We start from the raw sequence: 16,526 nt of genomic DNA on the forward strand, positions 1-16,526 counted from the left end.
CGGGCGGAAAGCCTTGATTTGCGGGTCTCAATCCGGTTCAATGTTGTTGTAGCGCTTCAAGGTTCTACATGAAGGAGGAAAGGTGAGGCGATGCAGAAGATGCAGAAGATGCAGAAGCTCTACGCGCCTAGCCAGCTGGCCGAGCTCCTGAAGGTCAGCACGACGACGCTGCGCCGCTACGAGGATCTGGGCCTGATCCCGGATGTGCCTCGAACGGAAAGCGGACGCAGAGGCTATGCCGAGCTTCATCGGCAAGCTTTTCAGACGATCCGGGCTCTGCTGAAGGCCGGCTCGATCCCGCTCGCCTACGAAACGATGCGGCTCCTCAAGCAGGGACGAGGCGGGCAGGCGCTGTGGGGCGTCAATCGGCAGCAAGCCGATATCCAGGCGGAAAAGGAGCGGGTCGAGTCGCTCCTCGTCTGGATCCGGTCGGCTGAGTCGGATCCGCCAGAGAGAGCGGACCGCAAGAAAGGAAGGACGATCGGAGAAGCGGCGGAGCTGGCCGGCGTCCGGCCATCCGCGATCCGCCACTGGGAGAAGGAGGGGCTAATCGCCTCCGAGCGGAATCCCGCCAACGGCTACCGCCTGTTCTCGAATCGCCAGCTGCGCCGGATCCTTGTCATCAGCAGCTTGAGACAATCGGTCTATTCGATAGACAACATGAAAAAGCTGCTCGATGAGCTGGACGGCCGGCAGCTCTCCAGCGTCGAGACTTCCTTCGAGCTCGCTCTGGAGAAGCTGAACGGTCAGCTGGAGCGGCAGTTTCAAGCGATCGCGGAGCTGATGGCTTATCGGAAGCAGCTCATAAAAGCCAGCCTTGAATGAACCGGCGTGGGCGAAAAGGTGACGGGGTTGGTTGAAGGCCCCTGCACCGATTCGTGACCGGAGGCGTACTTGTAAGGATAGGGGAGCCGAAGCCGATGATGCTCGGCCCCCACATCCTCGCCTCCTGTCCGGTCGTTTCCGTGAACAGGTCCAGCAGCCGATAGGCATCTTCGCGCTTCTGCGGGTTGTCTACGCTCTCGATGAAATCCAGCATGCTCGCTTCGGACTGCTTCGTCTTTCAGCTCGTAAGCCATGCGGAGACGCGCCGCTTGTGTGCTTCTCTCCCCGGAAGGCGGAAATCAGCCTGTACCTGAAGACCGAAAAAGGACTGCCCCGTAAGGGCAGTCCTTTTTGCATGAAGCATGCTGCTGGAGTCGCCTCGGCTCGCTACAGCCCGAGACGATCCGCCAGATTGAGGATCGCTTGCGCGCTGTCCGCGCGGCTTGCGGAAGCCGCCGGCGCGAAGCTGCCGTCGGCGCGGCCTTTGAGCAGGCCGAGCGCCAGCGCGTCCTGCACGTCCTTGGCCGCCCATGCGGATACGCGGTCGAGATCGCGGACAGCAGCCGCTTGAGCTGCAGCTGCGGCATCCGCCGCTTGCGCGCGGTAGGCACGGACCAGCATCAGCGCCATCTCCTCGCGGGTAATCGCCGCGTGCGGCTGGAACGTTCCGTCTCCTTTGCCGCTGACGATGCCGTGATGGCGAGCCGCCTCGACGGCGGAGGCGTACCAGGCGCCGGACGGAACGTCGTTGAACGCGCTGCCCGCTGCCGGCGCGTCCAGTCGGAGCGCTCTCGCCAGCATCGCGGCGAACTCGGCGCGGGTGACGGCTTTGGCCGGCGTGAACGTCGTGGAGCTCGTGCCGGCGACGATCTGCTTCGCCGACAGCCGCTTCACGGCCGCTTCGGCCCAGTGGCCGGACAGATCGGCGAACGTCTTGTCGACTTCAAGCGCCGCATAGCGGCTGAAGTGGCTTACGCTGGCCGTCAGACGTCCATCCGACGGCTTGCCGCCGACGTATTCCGGCTGCTCGCCGGACAGGTAGTAGATGCCGGCCAGCTGCAAGCTCACGCCGGAGTCCAGCGCGAACGTCAGCTGGACCGGAGCTTCGAAGCGATCCAGCGAGTAGGCTTGGCCTGCCTTCGTCACGACGGCGAGGCTCAGCTCCACCAGCTTGCTGCCGAGCTTGACTTCGGCGTCCAGCTTCGTCGCCGCTTGATCCGCGGCCGCTGCGGCTGCCGCTGCATCCAGCTCGGCGGCCTGGAAGCGGAGGTACGCGCCTTCCGACTCGCCTGCCGGCATCAGCTTGGCGAGCTGCGCCAGCAGAGCGGACGGCAGCTGCACCGTCAGTCCCTCGCGCTTCAGCTCCAGCGGCTTCGAGCCCAGAATCGTGCTCGCGTCAAGCGGCAGGCGGAGTTCCGCGATCCCGGCTTCAAGCGTGATGGAAGCCGAGGCTTTGAGCGCATCCGCGGTCAGCTCGACCACGTTCTCCGGCTTGGCAGGAGAGGCGCTCGGAGTCGGAGTCGGAGTGACCGGCGACGGTGTCGACGGATTCCCCGGCGTCGGCGACGGATTCTCCGGTGTCGGCGACGGGTTCTCCGGTGTCGGCGTCGGGGTTGCCGGCGTCGGCGTCGGGTTCTCCGGCGTCGGTGTCGGGGTTGCCGGTGTCGGCGTCGGGGTTGCCGGCGTCGGCGTCGGGTTCTCCGGCGTCGGTGTCGGGGTTGCCGGTGTCGGCGTCGGATTCTCCGGCGTCGGCGTCGGGGTTGCCGGCGTCGGCGTCGGGGTTGCCGGTGTCGGCGTCGGCGTCGTTTTCACGCTCGCCAGCACGACCGTGCCGCCATCCGCCATCGCTGGCAGCGAGAACGTCACCTTGCCGTCGGCAGAGACCGCGTAGGTCTTGCCGCCGTACAGATCCTTCACGCTGCTGCCTGCCGCGAACGGCACGGCCAGCGTCACTTCCTGCGCGGCGGTCTTGACGCCGAGCGCCGTCACGAGCTGCTCGCCTTCATAGCGGTTGAGGAAGGCCATGTAGCCTTTCTCATTGGAAGCCTCCAGGCTGACCCGCTCGCCTTTGGCGTACACTTTCGAATAGTCGGCGCGGATGCCGAGCAGCTTTTGGTAATGCGCCAGCAGCTTGGACTCGGACTCCAGCTTGTCCCACGGCATGTCGCCGCGGTTCTCGCTGAACTCGCCCTTGCCCATGTCGCGGGCGTTCTTGCCGGAGCGGCCGAGCTCCTCGCCATAGTAGACGACCGGCTGGCCCTTGGCCGTAATCTGCATGGCCGCGGCAGCCATCAGCTTGGCCTTGTCGCCGCCGACATACTCGCTCAGGAAGCCGTCCTCGTCATGGCTGCTCAGGAACTGCCCCATGACGCGCGTATTGTCCAGCTTGGCGGCGCGCTCCGCCAGATAAGCGTCTGCCGCCTCTACGTTGCCTTCGACAAAGGCTTTGGCCTGGCCCTTGAACCCGAAGTCGAGCAGGCTGTCCATCTGGCCGCTCTGCAGCGTGCCGCCGTCGCTGTCGACGGTCGCGCCGAAGTATTCGCCGATCAGCTTGAAGTTCGGATCGATGCGCGTCAGCTCGTTCTTGAACGCTTTCCACGTCGTGTCCTCGACATGCTTGACCGTATCGACGCGGAAGTAGTCGATCGTATCGCCGCGATCGCTCTTCGCGCGCTCCAGCCAGTCGGTCTGCCAGCGGATGACCTGGCTGCGGACGTCCGGATTTTCCGTCAGGAAGTCCGGCAAGCCGGCCAGCTCGCCCTTGATCGCATCCGTATCGGCGGAGAGGCCGTCCGTGCGAAGCATGCCCGCGAAGCGATCCTTGTCTGCCTGCGTCACGCCAGGGTACTGATCTCCGGGCTTCATGCCGTAGCCCGTATGGTTGAGCACGACGTCGACCATGATCTTGATGCCGCGGTCATGAGCCTCGTCGATGAGCTGCTTGAACGTGTCCAGATCGCCGAGATGCTCGTCGAGCTTGGCGAAGTCCTTGGCCCAGTAGCCATGGTAGCCGTACTGCTCGCCGCCGAAGTCGGTGCCTTTGTTGAAGTCGATGTTGTCCACGATCGGGGTGATCCACAGCGTATTGACGCCGAGATCCTCGATGTAGTCGAGCTTGTCGATCAATCCCTGGAAGTCGCCACCATGATACGCCTCCAGATGGTTCTTGTTCACGTTGAAGTTATTCGTCTCGTCGCCGTCCGCGAAGCGGTCGGTCAGCACGAAGTAGATGCGGGACTCGTCGAAGTCGAAGTCCAGCTTGCCTCCGGCCGCGCTCTTCGCTTGCACCGTCAGCTCGGCGCTGCCATGGTGGCGATTGCCGTACGAATCGACGAGCGTAATCGGGATTATCTTCTCTCCCGCAGGCACCGAGTCCTTGACGGCGACCGTCTGCTGCATGAGCTCCGTGTCCAGCTTCACCTTGGCCGGTCCGCCAAGCGCCGTCAGATCCAGATAAGCTTCCTTGAATGCAACTTCTTCGGAAGCTTCCGCTTCCACTTCCAGCACGGCGTGCTGGCCTGCAGCGATCGCTGCCGGGGATGCCGATGCGGAGATGGCTACATCCGGCCGTACATAAGTGACGGTCGACTTTCCATCCACCGTGTTTTTCGGATCGGTGATCTCGGCCGTCTGGCCGTTCTTCGTCACCGCGAACGAATACTCATGCGTGCCCGGCTCGATGCCGCTCAGCACGTAGCGGAACAGCTCCTGCTCCGGCACATACGCCATCGCATGCTCCTGTCCGCCGATGAGGAGCTTCACGCCCTCGATCTCATTCATGCGGTTCGTGCGGAACAGCGCATCGTCCCGATAGCGGAACGTGATCGTTCCGTCGTCGAGCGTCGGACCGGTCAGGCTCGGCTTGATGTCGAGCTCGCGGACCATGCTCGTCACGTTGACCTTCGTAAAGGCCTCGCCCGGAACGAGCGGGATGATGCGGTCATCCGGAATATCCTGCTTCGCCGTATTCCAATCGGTGCCTCTGCGAAGCACGAAGCCGACGCTGGTCGCTTGCGGCGCGACCTCGATGAGCACCGAAGCGATGCCGTTGTCGAACGTCTGGAAATCGATTTGGTCGTTCTTGACACCCGTATTCCATACCCACATATTCCAGTCCTTGTAGCCCTTGTCCGGACGGATATAGTTGACCTGCACGTAGCGCTTCTCCGTCGGAGGAGCCGTCTTGCCCTCCGTGCGGATGATGACCGCGGTCAGCGGCTGCAGCGTGATCGAGCCGGACTCGAGCGAGAAGCCGCTCGGAGCGGATACGCCCGCCGCCAACGCTTCGTCGTCGTCCGCGACGACCAGACCGCCGGTCAGGTCTTCGGAGAGCGTCAGCTTCCGGGACTTGCTGTCGGCGTTGACGAACACATAGAAGTCGTCCTTGCCGTCGGAGGACTGGCTCTTGTACGCGATGACCAGATCCTGCGCGTTCACTTCCGGAACCTGGAGCAGCGTCACATTGCGGTCCACCAGGGCCTTGTCGCCGAGGCGGAACGCGTCGCTCGACTTGCGCAGATCGATGAGGCCTTTCGTGTACTCGACGGTCTTGACGTTCTCGCCGTAGACGTTCGCATCCGTTGTCTTCGCCCAGTCGAACTTGTTGATCGCGTCGGAGGAGTCATAGGAGTCATGGACGAAATAGCCGAACGTAACGCCTTTTTCATCCTTGAGCTCATGGTACTTCTGCTCCGGCACGCCTTCGCCGAGCCACTGCTTCGTGCGGCCGTATTCCTGACCGGCATGCAGGAACGCAGTCCCTTGAGACGTGAGCGTCAGCAGGTTGCCGAGACGGACGCGCTTCAGAATTTCCTCATTGTTCTCGGGAACGGAAGGATCCTTCTTGATCGCCTGCGCCACGATGTCGTACAGCGGCAGGTTGTCATGCGCCTCGACGTACTGCACCATGTCGCCGGGATCGTCCTGCTTCGTGTTGCCGGCCTGAGCCTTGATATTGTTGAAAATGACGCTGATGTCCCGCGCCCCGCCCGTGATGAAGCGCGGCTCGCCTTCGCTGCCGAAGCCGGACTTCAGCTCGTTGCGGAACTCGTCGGAGAAGACGCCGACATCGTCGGTCTTGTCCATCCAGTCCTGATCGGCGCCGTGGCCCGCCAGGTAAGGATCTGCCTGATGGCCGGCGAACGTGCGCCAGCCTTCGCCGATGAACAGCGCCTGCGGGTTGATCGCCGCGGCCGCGTCGTAAGCGTTCTGGATCGACTCATAGGTCGCGTCGCCCATCATGTCGAAGCGCATGCCGTCGATCTTGTATTCATCGAACCAATATTTCACCGAGTCGACCATGAGCTTCTCGGCCATCTTGCGGTTCGTCGCCAGGTTGTTGCCGAACCCGCCGAGGAAGTTGCCGTTCGGTCCTTGGAACGCATAGTAGTTCGGAACGATGTCGTTCAGGAAGTCCGCCTTGGCCATATGCGTGTAGACGACGTCCAGGATGACGCCCATGCCGGCGTCGTGGATCGCGTCGATCATCGCCTTCAGCTCGCGGACGCGCAGCTCCGGATCGGCCGGATTCTCGGAGTATGCTCCGTCCGGAGAGAAGTAGCTGTGCGGATCATAGCCCCAGTTGTACTCATTGTTCATCGCCGAGTAGGCGAGCTCGCGCTCCTTCATTGCCGCCTCGTCGCCGTAGTACCAGGCCATCACCGGCAGCAGCTGCACATGGGTCACGCCGAGCGACTTGATGTAGTCGACCTTCTGCTTGAAGGCGTCGAACGTGCCCCAGGTCGCTTCGTGGAGGTCGCTCTCGACCGACGGATCGGACGTGAAGTCGCGGACGTGGATCTCCCAGATGACCGCGTCCTCTCGCTTCTCGTAGCCGTCGATGTCGGCGAAGCCGTAGCCTTCCGGATCGGTGCCGGCCAGATCGACGATCGCCGCCTTGCCGACCGCGTCGCCGTCCGCTCCCGTCTCGCCCTTCGTATTGACGTGGAACTCGGCCATCGACTTGGCGTACGGGTCGAGCACGCGCTTCGTCACGCCGCCATTGGTCACTTCATATTGGTAGAAATAGTTCTTGAAATCCGTCACGCCGAGATCGTTCGGCTGGAGCTGGATCGACCAGACGCCGCGCTCGCCTTGGTCGAGCGGCAGGGAGCCGACCTTGACGGTCGCGTCGTCCTTGTCGTAGACGTTGACTGTGACGCTTGACGCCTTTGGCGCCCACAGCTTGAGCGTCGCTCCGCCGGCGGCATAGGTCGCGCCGAGATCGCTGCCGTCGTAGGCGTACAGCTCGTCCATCATGCGCCAGCCGGCAGCGGCGGCGACGGTCTTGCCCTCGTAGGTCAGCTGCAGCGGCGCTTGGGCGTCGGAGAAATCCGCCTGGATGCGGATCGACGTCGCGCTGTCGATCTCGACGGAAGCGATCGAAAGCTGCGCTCCGCTCTTGTCCTTGAGCTGCAGCGCCTCCTTGAGCGCCGCCGTATCCAGACCTGTCGTCAGCGTGAAGTCCGCATGAATGCGGCCACCGGCGAGCAGCTGAGCGGACAGGAGCGCAGGCGCTCCTTCGTTCACCGGCAGCTCGCCGAACGGAGAGATATACACCTTGTCGTCGCCCTGCTTCACGAACAGATGCTTGTAGCTGCTCACGTAGGCGAACTTCTTGTCGCCGCCGTCCTTGCCGGCGTCGCCCTTGGATGGATCAAGCAGCAGAAAGCCGATTTCCTGGGCGTTTTCCTTGAGCTTCAGATCTACGAATCCGCCATAGGCGTCCTCGCCGGAGAACATCGCCGCATCGGTCGGCCATGTGGACGGAGGAGCCGCGACCTCTCCCCACGACCATACGCCGTATTTGGCATGCTCGCCATCGGAGCGCTGATAATGCACGCGCACCGTATCGGCCGGCAGCTCGACCGGCTCGAAGCTATGTACCGCATCTGAGCCTTGCTTCAGCCACACCTCGTTCATCGCCGGCGAGGCCAGCGAGAACTTCTTGTCGCCGGCGTCCTTGTCGCCGTTGGCCGGCTTCATGACGACGAGGCCGACGTTCTTGGCGTCCGCCTTCAGCGGAATATCGACGTACGCTCCGTATCCGTCGGCCTGTCCGGCCGGGAAAGGCGTGCCGCCGTTCGGCCAGTTCGAAGACGGCTGGGCGACGTCCTCGAATTGCCATAGCCCCCAGCCCTCATAGTTGCCGTCCGTACGTTGGTAATGGACGCGCAGATGGCCATCCGCCACCGGCGGCGCCGTTTCCGCCTGCACGGCTGCGTTTTCGCCAGCCGCCGCGTCCGCGTTCGCCTGCACGGGCAAAGCCCCGGCGAACAGCGACAGCAGCAGCGCGAAAATGGCGGTGATGGAAGCGAAACGCTTCGTCGTAGCGCTCATGATCATGTTCAACTAGACCCTCCTCTGAATGAATGACTCCTAAGACAATGATCGTTAAGCAAACGTTTGCATAAGGGTGGAAAAAGATACCCGCTCGTCCAAGGAACGAAGGCAATCCACGGGACGGCAAGCACCAGGATAAATATAAAGCGCTTTCACAGAAAACGTTTGCACAACCTATTCTAGGGATGAAAAGCAAGATCGTCAACTTTAAAATTTCCTCCAAAGCAAAGCGATCCTATCGCGCGAATCGAGAACGAGTCATATCCCGTCATCAGATGACGATGATGAACTTATGCGGAAGCTCGCGGGCATGACCCGACCGCGGACGGTTCATGAACGAAGATTCGTTGGGAGGAGGGGCTGGTTATGCAGCCAGATCGAACTTTTTGACGTCTCAATGATACCAGGAAACGCTATTCGGCGGTTTTGATGGTTTTTTCGCAGCCAACGATACGGAGGAGCGCTATTTTGTCGAAAAAGCAGCTTCGGGAGCGACTTGGGCAGCAATAAGGTCTGTCCGTATCGTTAGGATTTCATTCGGCGCCAATCGGACGAAATAAGGTCTGTGAGTATCATTAGATCGCGGAGCAGGCGTATGGGAACGCCGCTTCGCTCGCCCCGATGGGCGAGCGAAGCGGCGCGGCGGGCATGGAGCTCGGCAGGTCTGGAGCTTGGCGGGCATGGAGCTTAGCGGGTCTGGAAGCGCATCACGCCTGGCGGCGCAACGTGCTCCCTTCCCCCTCCTGCAGAATCATCCTTGCGACCTTAATGATCTCGTCAGGTCAATCCAGCCCCACCCCAAGCCCCTCCGCCAGCGCGCGGCGGTAGAAATCCCCCGCCAGCGCCAGGTCGAAGATGCCGAGCCCCATCGGATTAAAAAAGATCGTCTCGCCCGCGAGCGGAGCCAGCGCGTCGCGGCAGACGGCGTCCGCCAGCGTCAGCGCGTCCGGCTCCGCCAGCAGCCCCGCCGCGTGCAGCCGCTCGATGTCCGTATCCTCGCGGCATACCTGGCTCCAGTCGTCGACGAACGTGCGCAGGCCGGCGACGCTGTGCGGCTCGTAGTCCCGCAGCGACACATGCAGCAGCAGCGCTCCCTGCGGCGGCGGCTCGTCGATGTAGCGGCTCGGCGCGACCGTGCAGGTCGCGGTCACGTCCGACTGCCGGTACAGCTCCCGCCAGTCCGTCGTCGCCTCGACGCGGCCGAGCAGCTCCGGCGGGATGCTGTCCTCCGCGATGCCGCGCACGTCATGCAGCAGCACCCGCTCCAGGCGCGGCCCGAGCAGCGCCGCCGCCATGTCGAGATGCAGGCGGCCGATCGGCCCCCAGCCGATGATGCCGACCGTGAAGCCGCCCCCGGACGCCGGACGCAGCTCGGCGTACCAGCGCAGCATGGCGCCGCTGACCGCCGCCGCGCGCAGTCCGTTCAGCCGATCGCTGCGCAGCACGGCGAGCGGCTCGCCCGTCGACGGATCGTTCAGCGCGATCAGGTTGCGGGCGCGCGGCAGCCCGCGCTGCGGGTTGCCGGGAAATCCGGCGATCCACTTGATGCCGGCCAGCTCCGTGCTTCCGCCGAGATAGGCCGGAGTCGCGATGATCCGGTTCGGCGTGCCGGGAAAGCGCAGATAGCCTTTGAGCGGAGCGGCGCTACCGCCCGCGTCCATCGTGCGCACCGCTTCCTCGATGAGATCCGCCAAGCGGCTCCAGTCCCAGCCGAGCTCGCGGATATGCTCGTCGTTCAAGTAAAGCATCGCTTCTCCTCCTCTTTCCTGCGCTTCCTGGCCTTTTCCCCGACCGTCGTCTCGCTGCTGCCCGTCTCGCTGCCGCTCAAACGCTCCGTCACGGCGCGGCGGCCAGCTCCTCGTCCGGTCCAAGGCCGAGCTCGCGGCTCGCCCATCCGGCGTCGAACGCCGTATCGAGATAGCGGTCGCCCCGGTCCGGCAGGATCGCCGCCACGACCGCTCCGGCAGGCAGGCTGCCGGCCATCCGCTTGATCGCGGCGACGACGCCGCCCGAGGAAGCTCCGGCGAGGATCGCCTCGCGCCGCAGCAGGCTGCGGCAGCCGCGCACGCAATCGGCGTCGCTGACGCGGACGACCTCGTCGGCCAAGTCCGCGCGATGCAGCCCCGGCTCCAGCGCCGCCCCGAGGCCGGGAAAGCGGCGAACGCCGCTGCCCCCGCCGAACAGCGCGCTCCCCTGGGCGTCGACCGCGACGATCCGGGTCGGCCAGCCGCGGCCGCGGATGTAGTCGGAGCAGCCCCGGATCGTGCCGCAGGAGCTGACGCCGCAGAACAGCCAGTCGACCGTGCCGAGCTTCTCGGCGATCTCGGCCATCGTCGTGGCTTCATGCGCGGCGGCGTTGTCCGGGTTGGCGTACTGGTTCGTCCAGTACGCCCCGGCAATCGACGCCCGCAGCTGCCGCACGCGGGCGATGCGCGCCGGCAGGAACTCGCCGGTCGCCGGATCGGGCCGGCTCACCAGCTCGATCTCTCCGCCGTAAGCGGAGATGAGCGCCTTATGCGCCTCGGTCGTGCGCGGATCGACGACGCAGACGAAGCGCAGGCCCGCCTGACGGCATAGCTGGGCGAGGCTGATCGCCAGATTGCCGGAGCTGGACTCGACGACCGTGCCGCCGGCGGCCAGCTCTCCGCGCCGGATCGCCTCCTTCAGCATATGGAGCGCGGCCCGGTCCTTGGCGCTGCCGCCCGGATTCATCCCTTCGAGCTTGGCATGGACCTCGAACGCTTCCCCCTCGAACAGCCGCGAGAGCCGCACGAGCGGCGTCCGCCCGATCGCCGACGCGATGCCTCCATTCAGATCCGGTTCCCGCATCACGGCGTCTCTCCTTCTCCGTAAAAGATCTTCTTGCGCTTGATCGGCCCTTCGGCCGCCTCATCCCCGAGCCGCACCCGCCGCACCGCGATGCTCTCCAGCAAGCCGCTGCGGATCATCTCCCCGATCGCCGGGATGCGCGCCTCCACGTCCCGTCCCGCCAGCTCGAGCTCCTCGTCCGAGGCGGACGGACTGTCGATGCCGATTGCCAGCCGGTTGCCCCGCACCTCGACGCGCAGCCGCGCGTCCGGCAGCCGGCGGCTGACCGCGTCCTCGATGTCATAGAGGCTGATCTTCTCGCCATGCTTGAGGTCGGGTCCGATGCGCTTGACGAGTCCGGCGAAGCTTTGGCGCAGCCGGCCGCCTGCGACGATCGGCCGCAGGTCGCGCACGACGTCATAGGTGACATATCGAAGCGCCGGAAACGCTTCGCGCAGCGCGGAGGTGAGCACGAGCACCGCCTCGCCCTCCGGCAGCGGCTCCAGCCCGTCGCCGAGCGCTTCCGCCGGCACGCCCTCCGCAAGCAGCCCGTCAGCCAGCAAATAGCGGCCATGCTCCGGGGAGTAGGAGGCGATCGTGCCGATCTCGATGGAGCCGTACGTATCCGCGATGTCGAGCTCGGTCAAGCCGAGCCGAGCCGCTGCCGCGCGCCGCCATCCCGGCGAGGCCAGCTCGCCGACGAGCAGCACGCGCCGGATGCCGAGCTCCCCCGGCCGCGCCGCCGCCGCCAGGATGCGGTCGAGAATCGACGGCATCGTGTAGAGCACCTCCGGCCGCAGCCGCTCGAGCGCGGCGACATGCTCGGTGATCGGCAGCCGGAACGGCAGCGTCTCCACGGACAGGCCGAGCTCGCGGAACACCTCGCCCGCCGTCGCCTCGGCATGGCCGGTGCCCATGTCGGAGACGGCCGTCCGCCACTCGCCGCCGGCCAGCAGCTCGCGGAACACGTCGAGCTTGACGCGCAGGTAATCCGCCTCGTCCTGCGGCGAGTAGTAGATCGCCTTGCGCCGGCCGGAGCTCGTGCCGGACGTGCGGTACACGTTCAGGCCCGGCTGCGCGGCGAGCGGGTTGCCCTCGGCATAGTAGTGCCGCTCCAGCGCCGACGCCGTCAGCAGCGGCAAGCCTTCCAGCAGCTGCAGTGCTGCGGCCAGACCGTCGCCGGCTCCTTCCGCTGCCCCGGCCGCCGCATCCGCTCTGCCCGCCGCTCCCTCGACGGCTGCCCCTGCCAGCCCATCGATCCACGGAAAGCTCCGGCGCAGCCGTCCGATCGCCGCGCTCCACTCCGCTGTCCGCATCGCTTCGCCCTCCTCTAGTCGGCGGAGTCGATTCCGCCCATCGCACTACCGTATGCCCATGACGCCTGTCAGGTTCGTGCGTATGTGCCCGCAACGCCGCCGCCAACGGCAAATGGGGCTCTACGAGCTCCACGGTCACGATCCTTCCCCGCGCGCCCAGTCGCCCGCCGCCAATTGCCCATACACTGGAACCAATCCCTAGCGAGAGGAGCCAGCGGCATGTCTAGCGGCGAAGGCGGCGACGCCACCCGGCGATCCGTCGCCAGCAAGATGGAAAAGACGCAGCGGCTGCTTCAGCATCCGCAGCTGGCCAAGTCCGTGCCCGCGACGCGCTGGCTGAACGAGGAGTCGCTCGCCGAGCTGCTCCGCAAGCACCGCATGGTCTACGTGAAGCCCGACGTCGGCCGGATGGGCATCGGCGTCATGCGCGTCGAGCGGACCGGCAGCGGCTGGGCTTACCAGAGCGGAGAGAAGGTGCGGCGCTTCGCGACGCGCAGCGGGCTGTACCGCTCGCTCGCCAAGCGCATCGGCGATACGCCCTATCTGGTGCAGAGGGGCATCCGCATGCTGGAGCACGAAGGACGTCCGTTCGATTTTCGCCTCATGATCCAGCAGGACCGGTCGGGGGCATGGGCATGCAACGGCACCGCGGCGCGCGTCGCCCATCCCGCCAAGATCGTCAGCAACGGCAGCCAGGGCGGCACGATCTTCGAGCCGATGCGTCTGCTCGCGCCCGCCTTCGGCCAGACGGAGGCCGAGGCGCTGCTGCGCCGCATGGACCGGATCGCGCTGCAGACGGCGGGCGAGCTCGGCCGGTCGTACCCGGCGCTGCGCGAGCTCGGCCTCGACCTGGCGGTCGATACGAGCGGCAAGCCGTGGATTCTCGAGGTGAACACGCGGCCCGATCCATGCCCGTTCACCAAGCTCGACGATCCGGCGATCATCCGGCGCATCGTCGAGTACGGCAAAGGCTACGGACGGCATTACAAGCTGATCTGCAACAAAGCGAAAAAAGCGCCCTGAAGGGGCGCTTTTCGCTGTCATCCTTTTCTCATCCGTTCACTTGATGCCGGAAATATTGTAGTTCTCGATGATCTGCCGCTGGAAGAAGATGAAGATGACCATGATCGGCAGCACCATGAACGCCGCGCCGGCCATCTGCAGGGCGAAGTTGGTCGTGTTCTGCCCTTTGAGCAGCTGCAGGCCGACCGAGAGCGTGTACAGCTTCTCGTCGTTGGCGATGATGAGCGGCCACAGGAAGCTGTTCCAGCCGCCGATGAACGTCAGGATCGCCTGCACGGCGAGGATCGGCTTGGACATCGGCAGCACGACCTGCGCGAACAGCCGGTACTCGCTCGCGCCGTCGAGCCGCGTCGCCTCCATGATCTCCTCCGGCAGCGTGCTCATGAACTGGCGGAACAGGAAGATGCCGAAGGCGCTCGTGAAGCCGGGCAGCACGATGCCGAGCATCGTATTGGTCAGGCTGACGCCGTTCAGGATGAGGTAGACCGGGATCATCGTCACCTGGCCGGGGATCATCATCGTGGCGAGCACGAGCAGGAACAGCTTTTCCCGCCCCTTGAACCGGTACTTGGCGAAGCCGAATCCCGCCATCGCGTTCAGCAGAAGGCCGACGAACGAGAACAGCGTGATGAGCAGCGTGTTGCCCAAGTACGTGCCGAAGTCCATCTCCGTGAACAGCCGGGTGAAATTGTCCACGGTGAACGCCTCCGGCCACAGCGTCGGCGGGATGCGCTTGATCTCGCCTTCGGTCTTGAAGGCGGACAGCACCATCCAGACGAACGGCAGCACCATGGCGATGCCGAATACGGTCAGCACGATGCCCGCGGCCCATTGCTGGAGCCGGCCTCTCGGAGCGGCCGAGGCGGGCTTTCGAGTCGTCGCTTGTTTCATGAGAGCCTCCTCCTATTCCTCGGCTTGCTTCCGCTGCAGGCGCAGCTGGACCATCGTGACGGCGATGATGAGGAAGAACAGCACGAACGAGCCGGCGGCCGCATAGCCGAAGTGGCTGTACTGGAAGCCGTTCTGGTAGATGAACAGCGACGCCGAGACGGTGCCGTTCAGCGGTCCGCCCTGCGTCATGACGAAGGGCTCCTCGAAAAACTGCAGCCAGCCGATCATCGTCGTGATCGTCACGAAGAAGATCGCGAAGCGCATCATCGGCAGCGTGATCCGCGTCAGCTGCTGCCAGCCGCTCGCCCCGTCAAGCTGCGCCGCCTCGTAATAAGAGCGGTCGATGCCCTGCAGCGCGGCGATGAAGATGATCATGTTCAGTCCGATGCTCCGCCACAGCGCCAGCAGGATGAGCGACAGCTTGGCGATCGTCGGCTCCGTCAGCCACGGCACCTTGTCGAAGCCGATCGACGTCAGGATGTAGTTGAACAGCCCGATGCCCGGGTTGTACAGATAGCTCCAGACGACGGCCACGGCGACGACGTTTGTCACCGACGGCAAGTAGTAGACGACGCGGAACACCTTGAACAGCCGCGAGCGGCCGAATTGGATGAGCAGCGCCACGCCGAGCGAGCAGGCGATGACGAGCGGCACGCCGATGACGACGTAGAACAGCGTGTTGCGCAGCGCCAGCAGGAATACCGGATCGCCCAGCACGTCGGCATAGTTGGCCAGGCCGACGAAGGAGATGGACGAATAGTCGGCCAGCCCGGCGAGGTCCATGTCGGTCAGGCTGATGCCCAGCGCGACGAGGATCGGCAGCAGCGAGAACACCGCCAGCAGCAGCAGCGTCGGTCCGATGAACACATACGGCGCCATTTTGGAGGAACCCTTCATACACTCACTTCCTTTGCAAGTCGTGGCCGCTCCGAACGGCAGGCGGAAGCCGGCGGCGGGCTGCTCCCGTCCTCCGGCCGCCGCCGCGGCCTCGTTCGTTTACTTGTCGAGCAGCTTCTGCGACTGCTCGTTGAAGTCCTTCAGCTTGGCGTCGATGTCCGCGTCCGCGCGGTAGATCTCCTCGAACGTCTTGAGGAAGTTCTGGGAAATGTTGTCCCACGCCTTGACGAGCGGCATCGGCTCGGCATTTTTCAGCTGCTCGCCGACGACGGCCATGTTCGGATCGCCGCTCAGCTGCGGGTCCTCCCACGCCTTCTTGTTCGCCGGTAGCTCGCCGGTCTGCTTCATCCACTCCAGCTGGTTCTCCGGCTTGCTGAGGAACGCAATGAACTTCATCGCGGCCGCCTTCTGCTCGGTGAAGCCGAATACGCTCAGGTTGGAGCCGCCGAGCGAGCTCATGTTGCCGTCCTTGGACGGCAGCACCGCCGTCGCCCACTTGCCCTCGATGTCGGGGATCTGGTCCGCGACCGTCTTGATCATCCACGGGCCGCTGATGAACATCGGCACCATGCCGTCGCCGCCGAACGTCTGGGACGTATCGAGGCCGAGATCGACCGGCGCGTAGCCGTTTTTGAAATACCCGTCCAGGTAGCGGACCGTCTCCGCGAATGCCGGCTGATCGAACTGGGCCTTGCCGTCCTCGATCAGCTTGGAGCCGTTCTGGCGGGCGAACATGAAGCTGAGCGTCGGCTCCTTGGGATCGAGGCCGATGCCGTATTTGTCCTTGCCCCGCTCGGTCAGCTTCTTCGAAGCGTCGAGCAGCTCATCCCAGGTTTTCGGCGCATGATCGTAGCCGACCGACTGCAGCACGTCCGTGCGGTAGAACAGGACGCGCGTCTCCGCCAGCCACGGCACGCCGACCGTCTTGCCGTCGAACTGCGTGGACGTGACCGTGCCGTCGAAGAAATTGTCCGCGGCCAGCTCCGGGTAGTCGGCCAGGTCGGCGGTCAGGTCGGCCAGCGCGCCGGCCGCCGCGAACTCCGGCATCCACGTCGTGCCCATCTGAAGCACGTCCGGACCTTTTTTGGAGGCGACGGCCGTCAGCAGCTTGTCATGCGCGCTGCCCCACGGAATCGCCTGCACTTGGATCGAGACGTCCGGGTTCTCCTTCTGGTACGCGGCCGCCATCTGCTCCATCGGCTTGCTGCTGTCTCCCATCGCCCATACGGTGAGCTTCGTCTTGCCTTCCTCTGCGCCGCTTCCGCCAGACGAGCAGCCTGCGATCAGGCTGCCTGCCAGCGCGGCGGCAGCCAGCGCCGCGATCGTTCTTTTCGTATCCATTCGCCATATCCTCCCCTGGATTCCGGTTGCTTCCCGTTATAAGTGAAACGTTTCGAACAAAGTATAAATCAAATTGAAATCGCA

9 protein-coding genes and 1 pseudogene are annotated in these 16,526 nt (G+C 64.6%); 2 read left to right on the plus strand and 8 right to left on the minus strand.

The genetic code is table 11. From position 1 onward, the window contains the following. The first annotated feature begins 90 nt into the window (after positions 1-90). A complete protein-coding gene (locus GE073_RS18975) occupies positions 91-825 on the plus strand; it encodes a MerR family DNA-binding transcriptional regulator (RefSeq protein WP_228551645.1) in 735 nt (244 codons plus the stop codon). Positions 826-875: 50 nt separating this feature from the next. Here the strand turns inward: GE073_RS18975 and GE073_RS25550 are convergent. The 5 genes and pseudogenes from GE073_RS25550 to GE073_RS18995 all read right to left on the minus strand — a co-directional run. After that, positions 876-1,039, minus strand: a pseudogene (locus GE073_RS25550) (DUF1801 domain-containing protein); the annotation flags it as partial. A 173-nt stretch (positions 1,040-1,212) separates the two neighbouring features. Beyond that, complete coding sequence (locus GE073_RS18980) at positions 1,213-8,169, minus strand: pullulanase (RefSeq protein ID WP_228551895.1); 6,957 nt, start codon at positions 8,167-8,169, stop codon at positions 1,213-1,215. A 779-nt stretch (positions 8,170-8,948) separates the two neighbouring features. Then, entirely contained in the window at positions 8,949-9,914 is a 966-nt protein-coding gene (locus GE073_RS18985; protein ID WP_028599211.1) for an ornithine cyclodeaminase, read from the minus strand. Positions 9,915-10,002: 88 nt separating this feature from the next. Continuing rightward, complete coding sequence (gene sbnA / locus GE073_RS18990; RefSeq protein WP_043111411.1) at positions 10,003-10,995, minus strand: 2,3-diaminopropionate biosynthesis protein SbnA; 993 nt, start codon at positions 10,993-10,995, stop codon at positions 10,003-10,005. Continuing rightward, positions 10,995-12,290 (minus strand): phenylacetate--CoA ligase family protein, encoded by a 1,296-nt coding sequence (locus tag GE073_RS18995; RefSeq protein ID WP_153784110.1) that lies wholly within the window; start codon positions 12,288-12,290, stop codon positions 10,995-10,997. Before GE073_RS18995 ends, sbnA begins: the two co-directional genes overlap by 1 nt. 219 nt (positions 12,291-12,509) lie before the next feature. Between GE073_RS18995 and GE073_RS19000 the strand changes: the two genes are divergently transcribed. After that, complete coding sequence (locus GE073_RS19000) at positions 12,510-13,313, plus strand: YheC/YheD family protein (protein ID WP_028599213.1); 804 nt, start codon at positions 12,510-12,512, stop codon at positions 13,311-13,313. A 36-nt stretch (positions 13,314-13,349) separates the two neighbouring features. Here the strand turns inward: GE073_RS19000 and GE073_RS19005 are convergent, their stop codons facing one another. From GE073_RS19005 to GE073_RS19015, 3 genes are all read right to left on the minus strand, one after another. Then, positions 13,350-14,204 carry a carbohydrate ABC transporter permease gene (locus tag GE073_RS19005; protein ID WP_028599214.1) on the minus strand — a complete coding sequence of 285 codons (855 nt, stop codon included), beginning with the start codon at positions 14,202-14,204 and terminating at the stop codon, positions 13,350-13,352. 12 nt (positions 14,205-14,216) lie between these two features. Next, complete coding sequence (locus GE073_RS19010) at positions 14,217-15,101, minus strand: carbohydrate ABC transporter permease (protein ID WP_028599215.1); 885 nt, start codon at positions 15,099-15,101, stop codon at positions 14,217-14,219. Between the two features lie 99 nt (positions 15,102-15,200). Further along, complete coding sequence (locus GE073_RS19015) at positions 15,201-16,442, minus strand: sugar ABC transporter substrate-binding protein (RefSeq protein ID WP_028599216.1); 1,242 nt, start codon at positions 16,440-16,442, stop codon at positions 15,201-15,203. Between the last annotated feature and the right edge of the window lie 84 nt (positions 16,443-16,526).

Origin of the sequence: Paenibacillus sp. B01 (genome assembly GCF_009649995.1) — a bacterium.
GTDB lineage: Bacteria > Bacillota > Bacilli > Paenibacillales > Paenibacillaceae > Paenibacillus_O > Paenibacillus_O pasadenensis.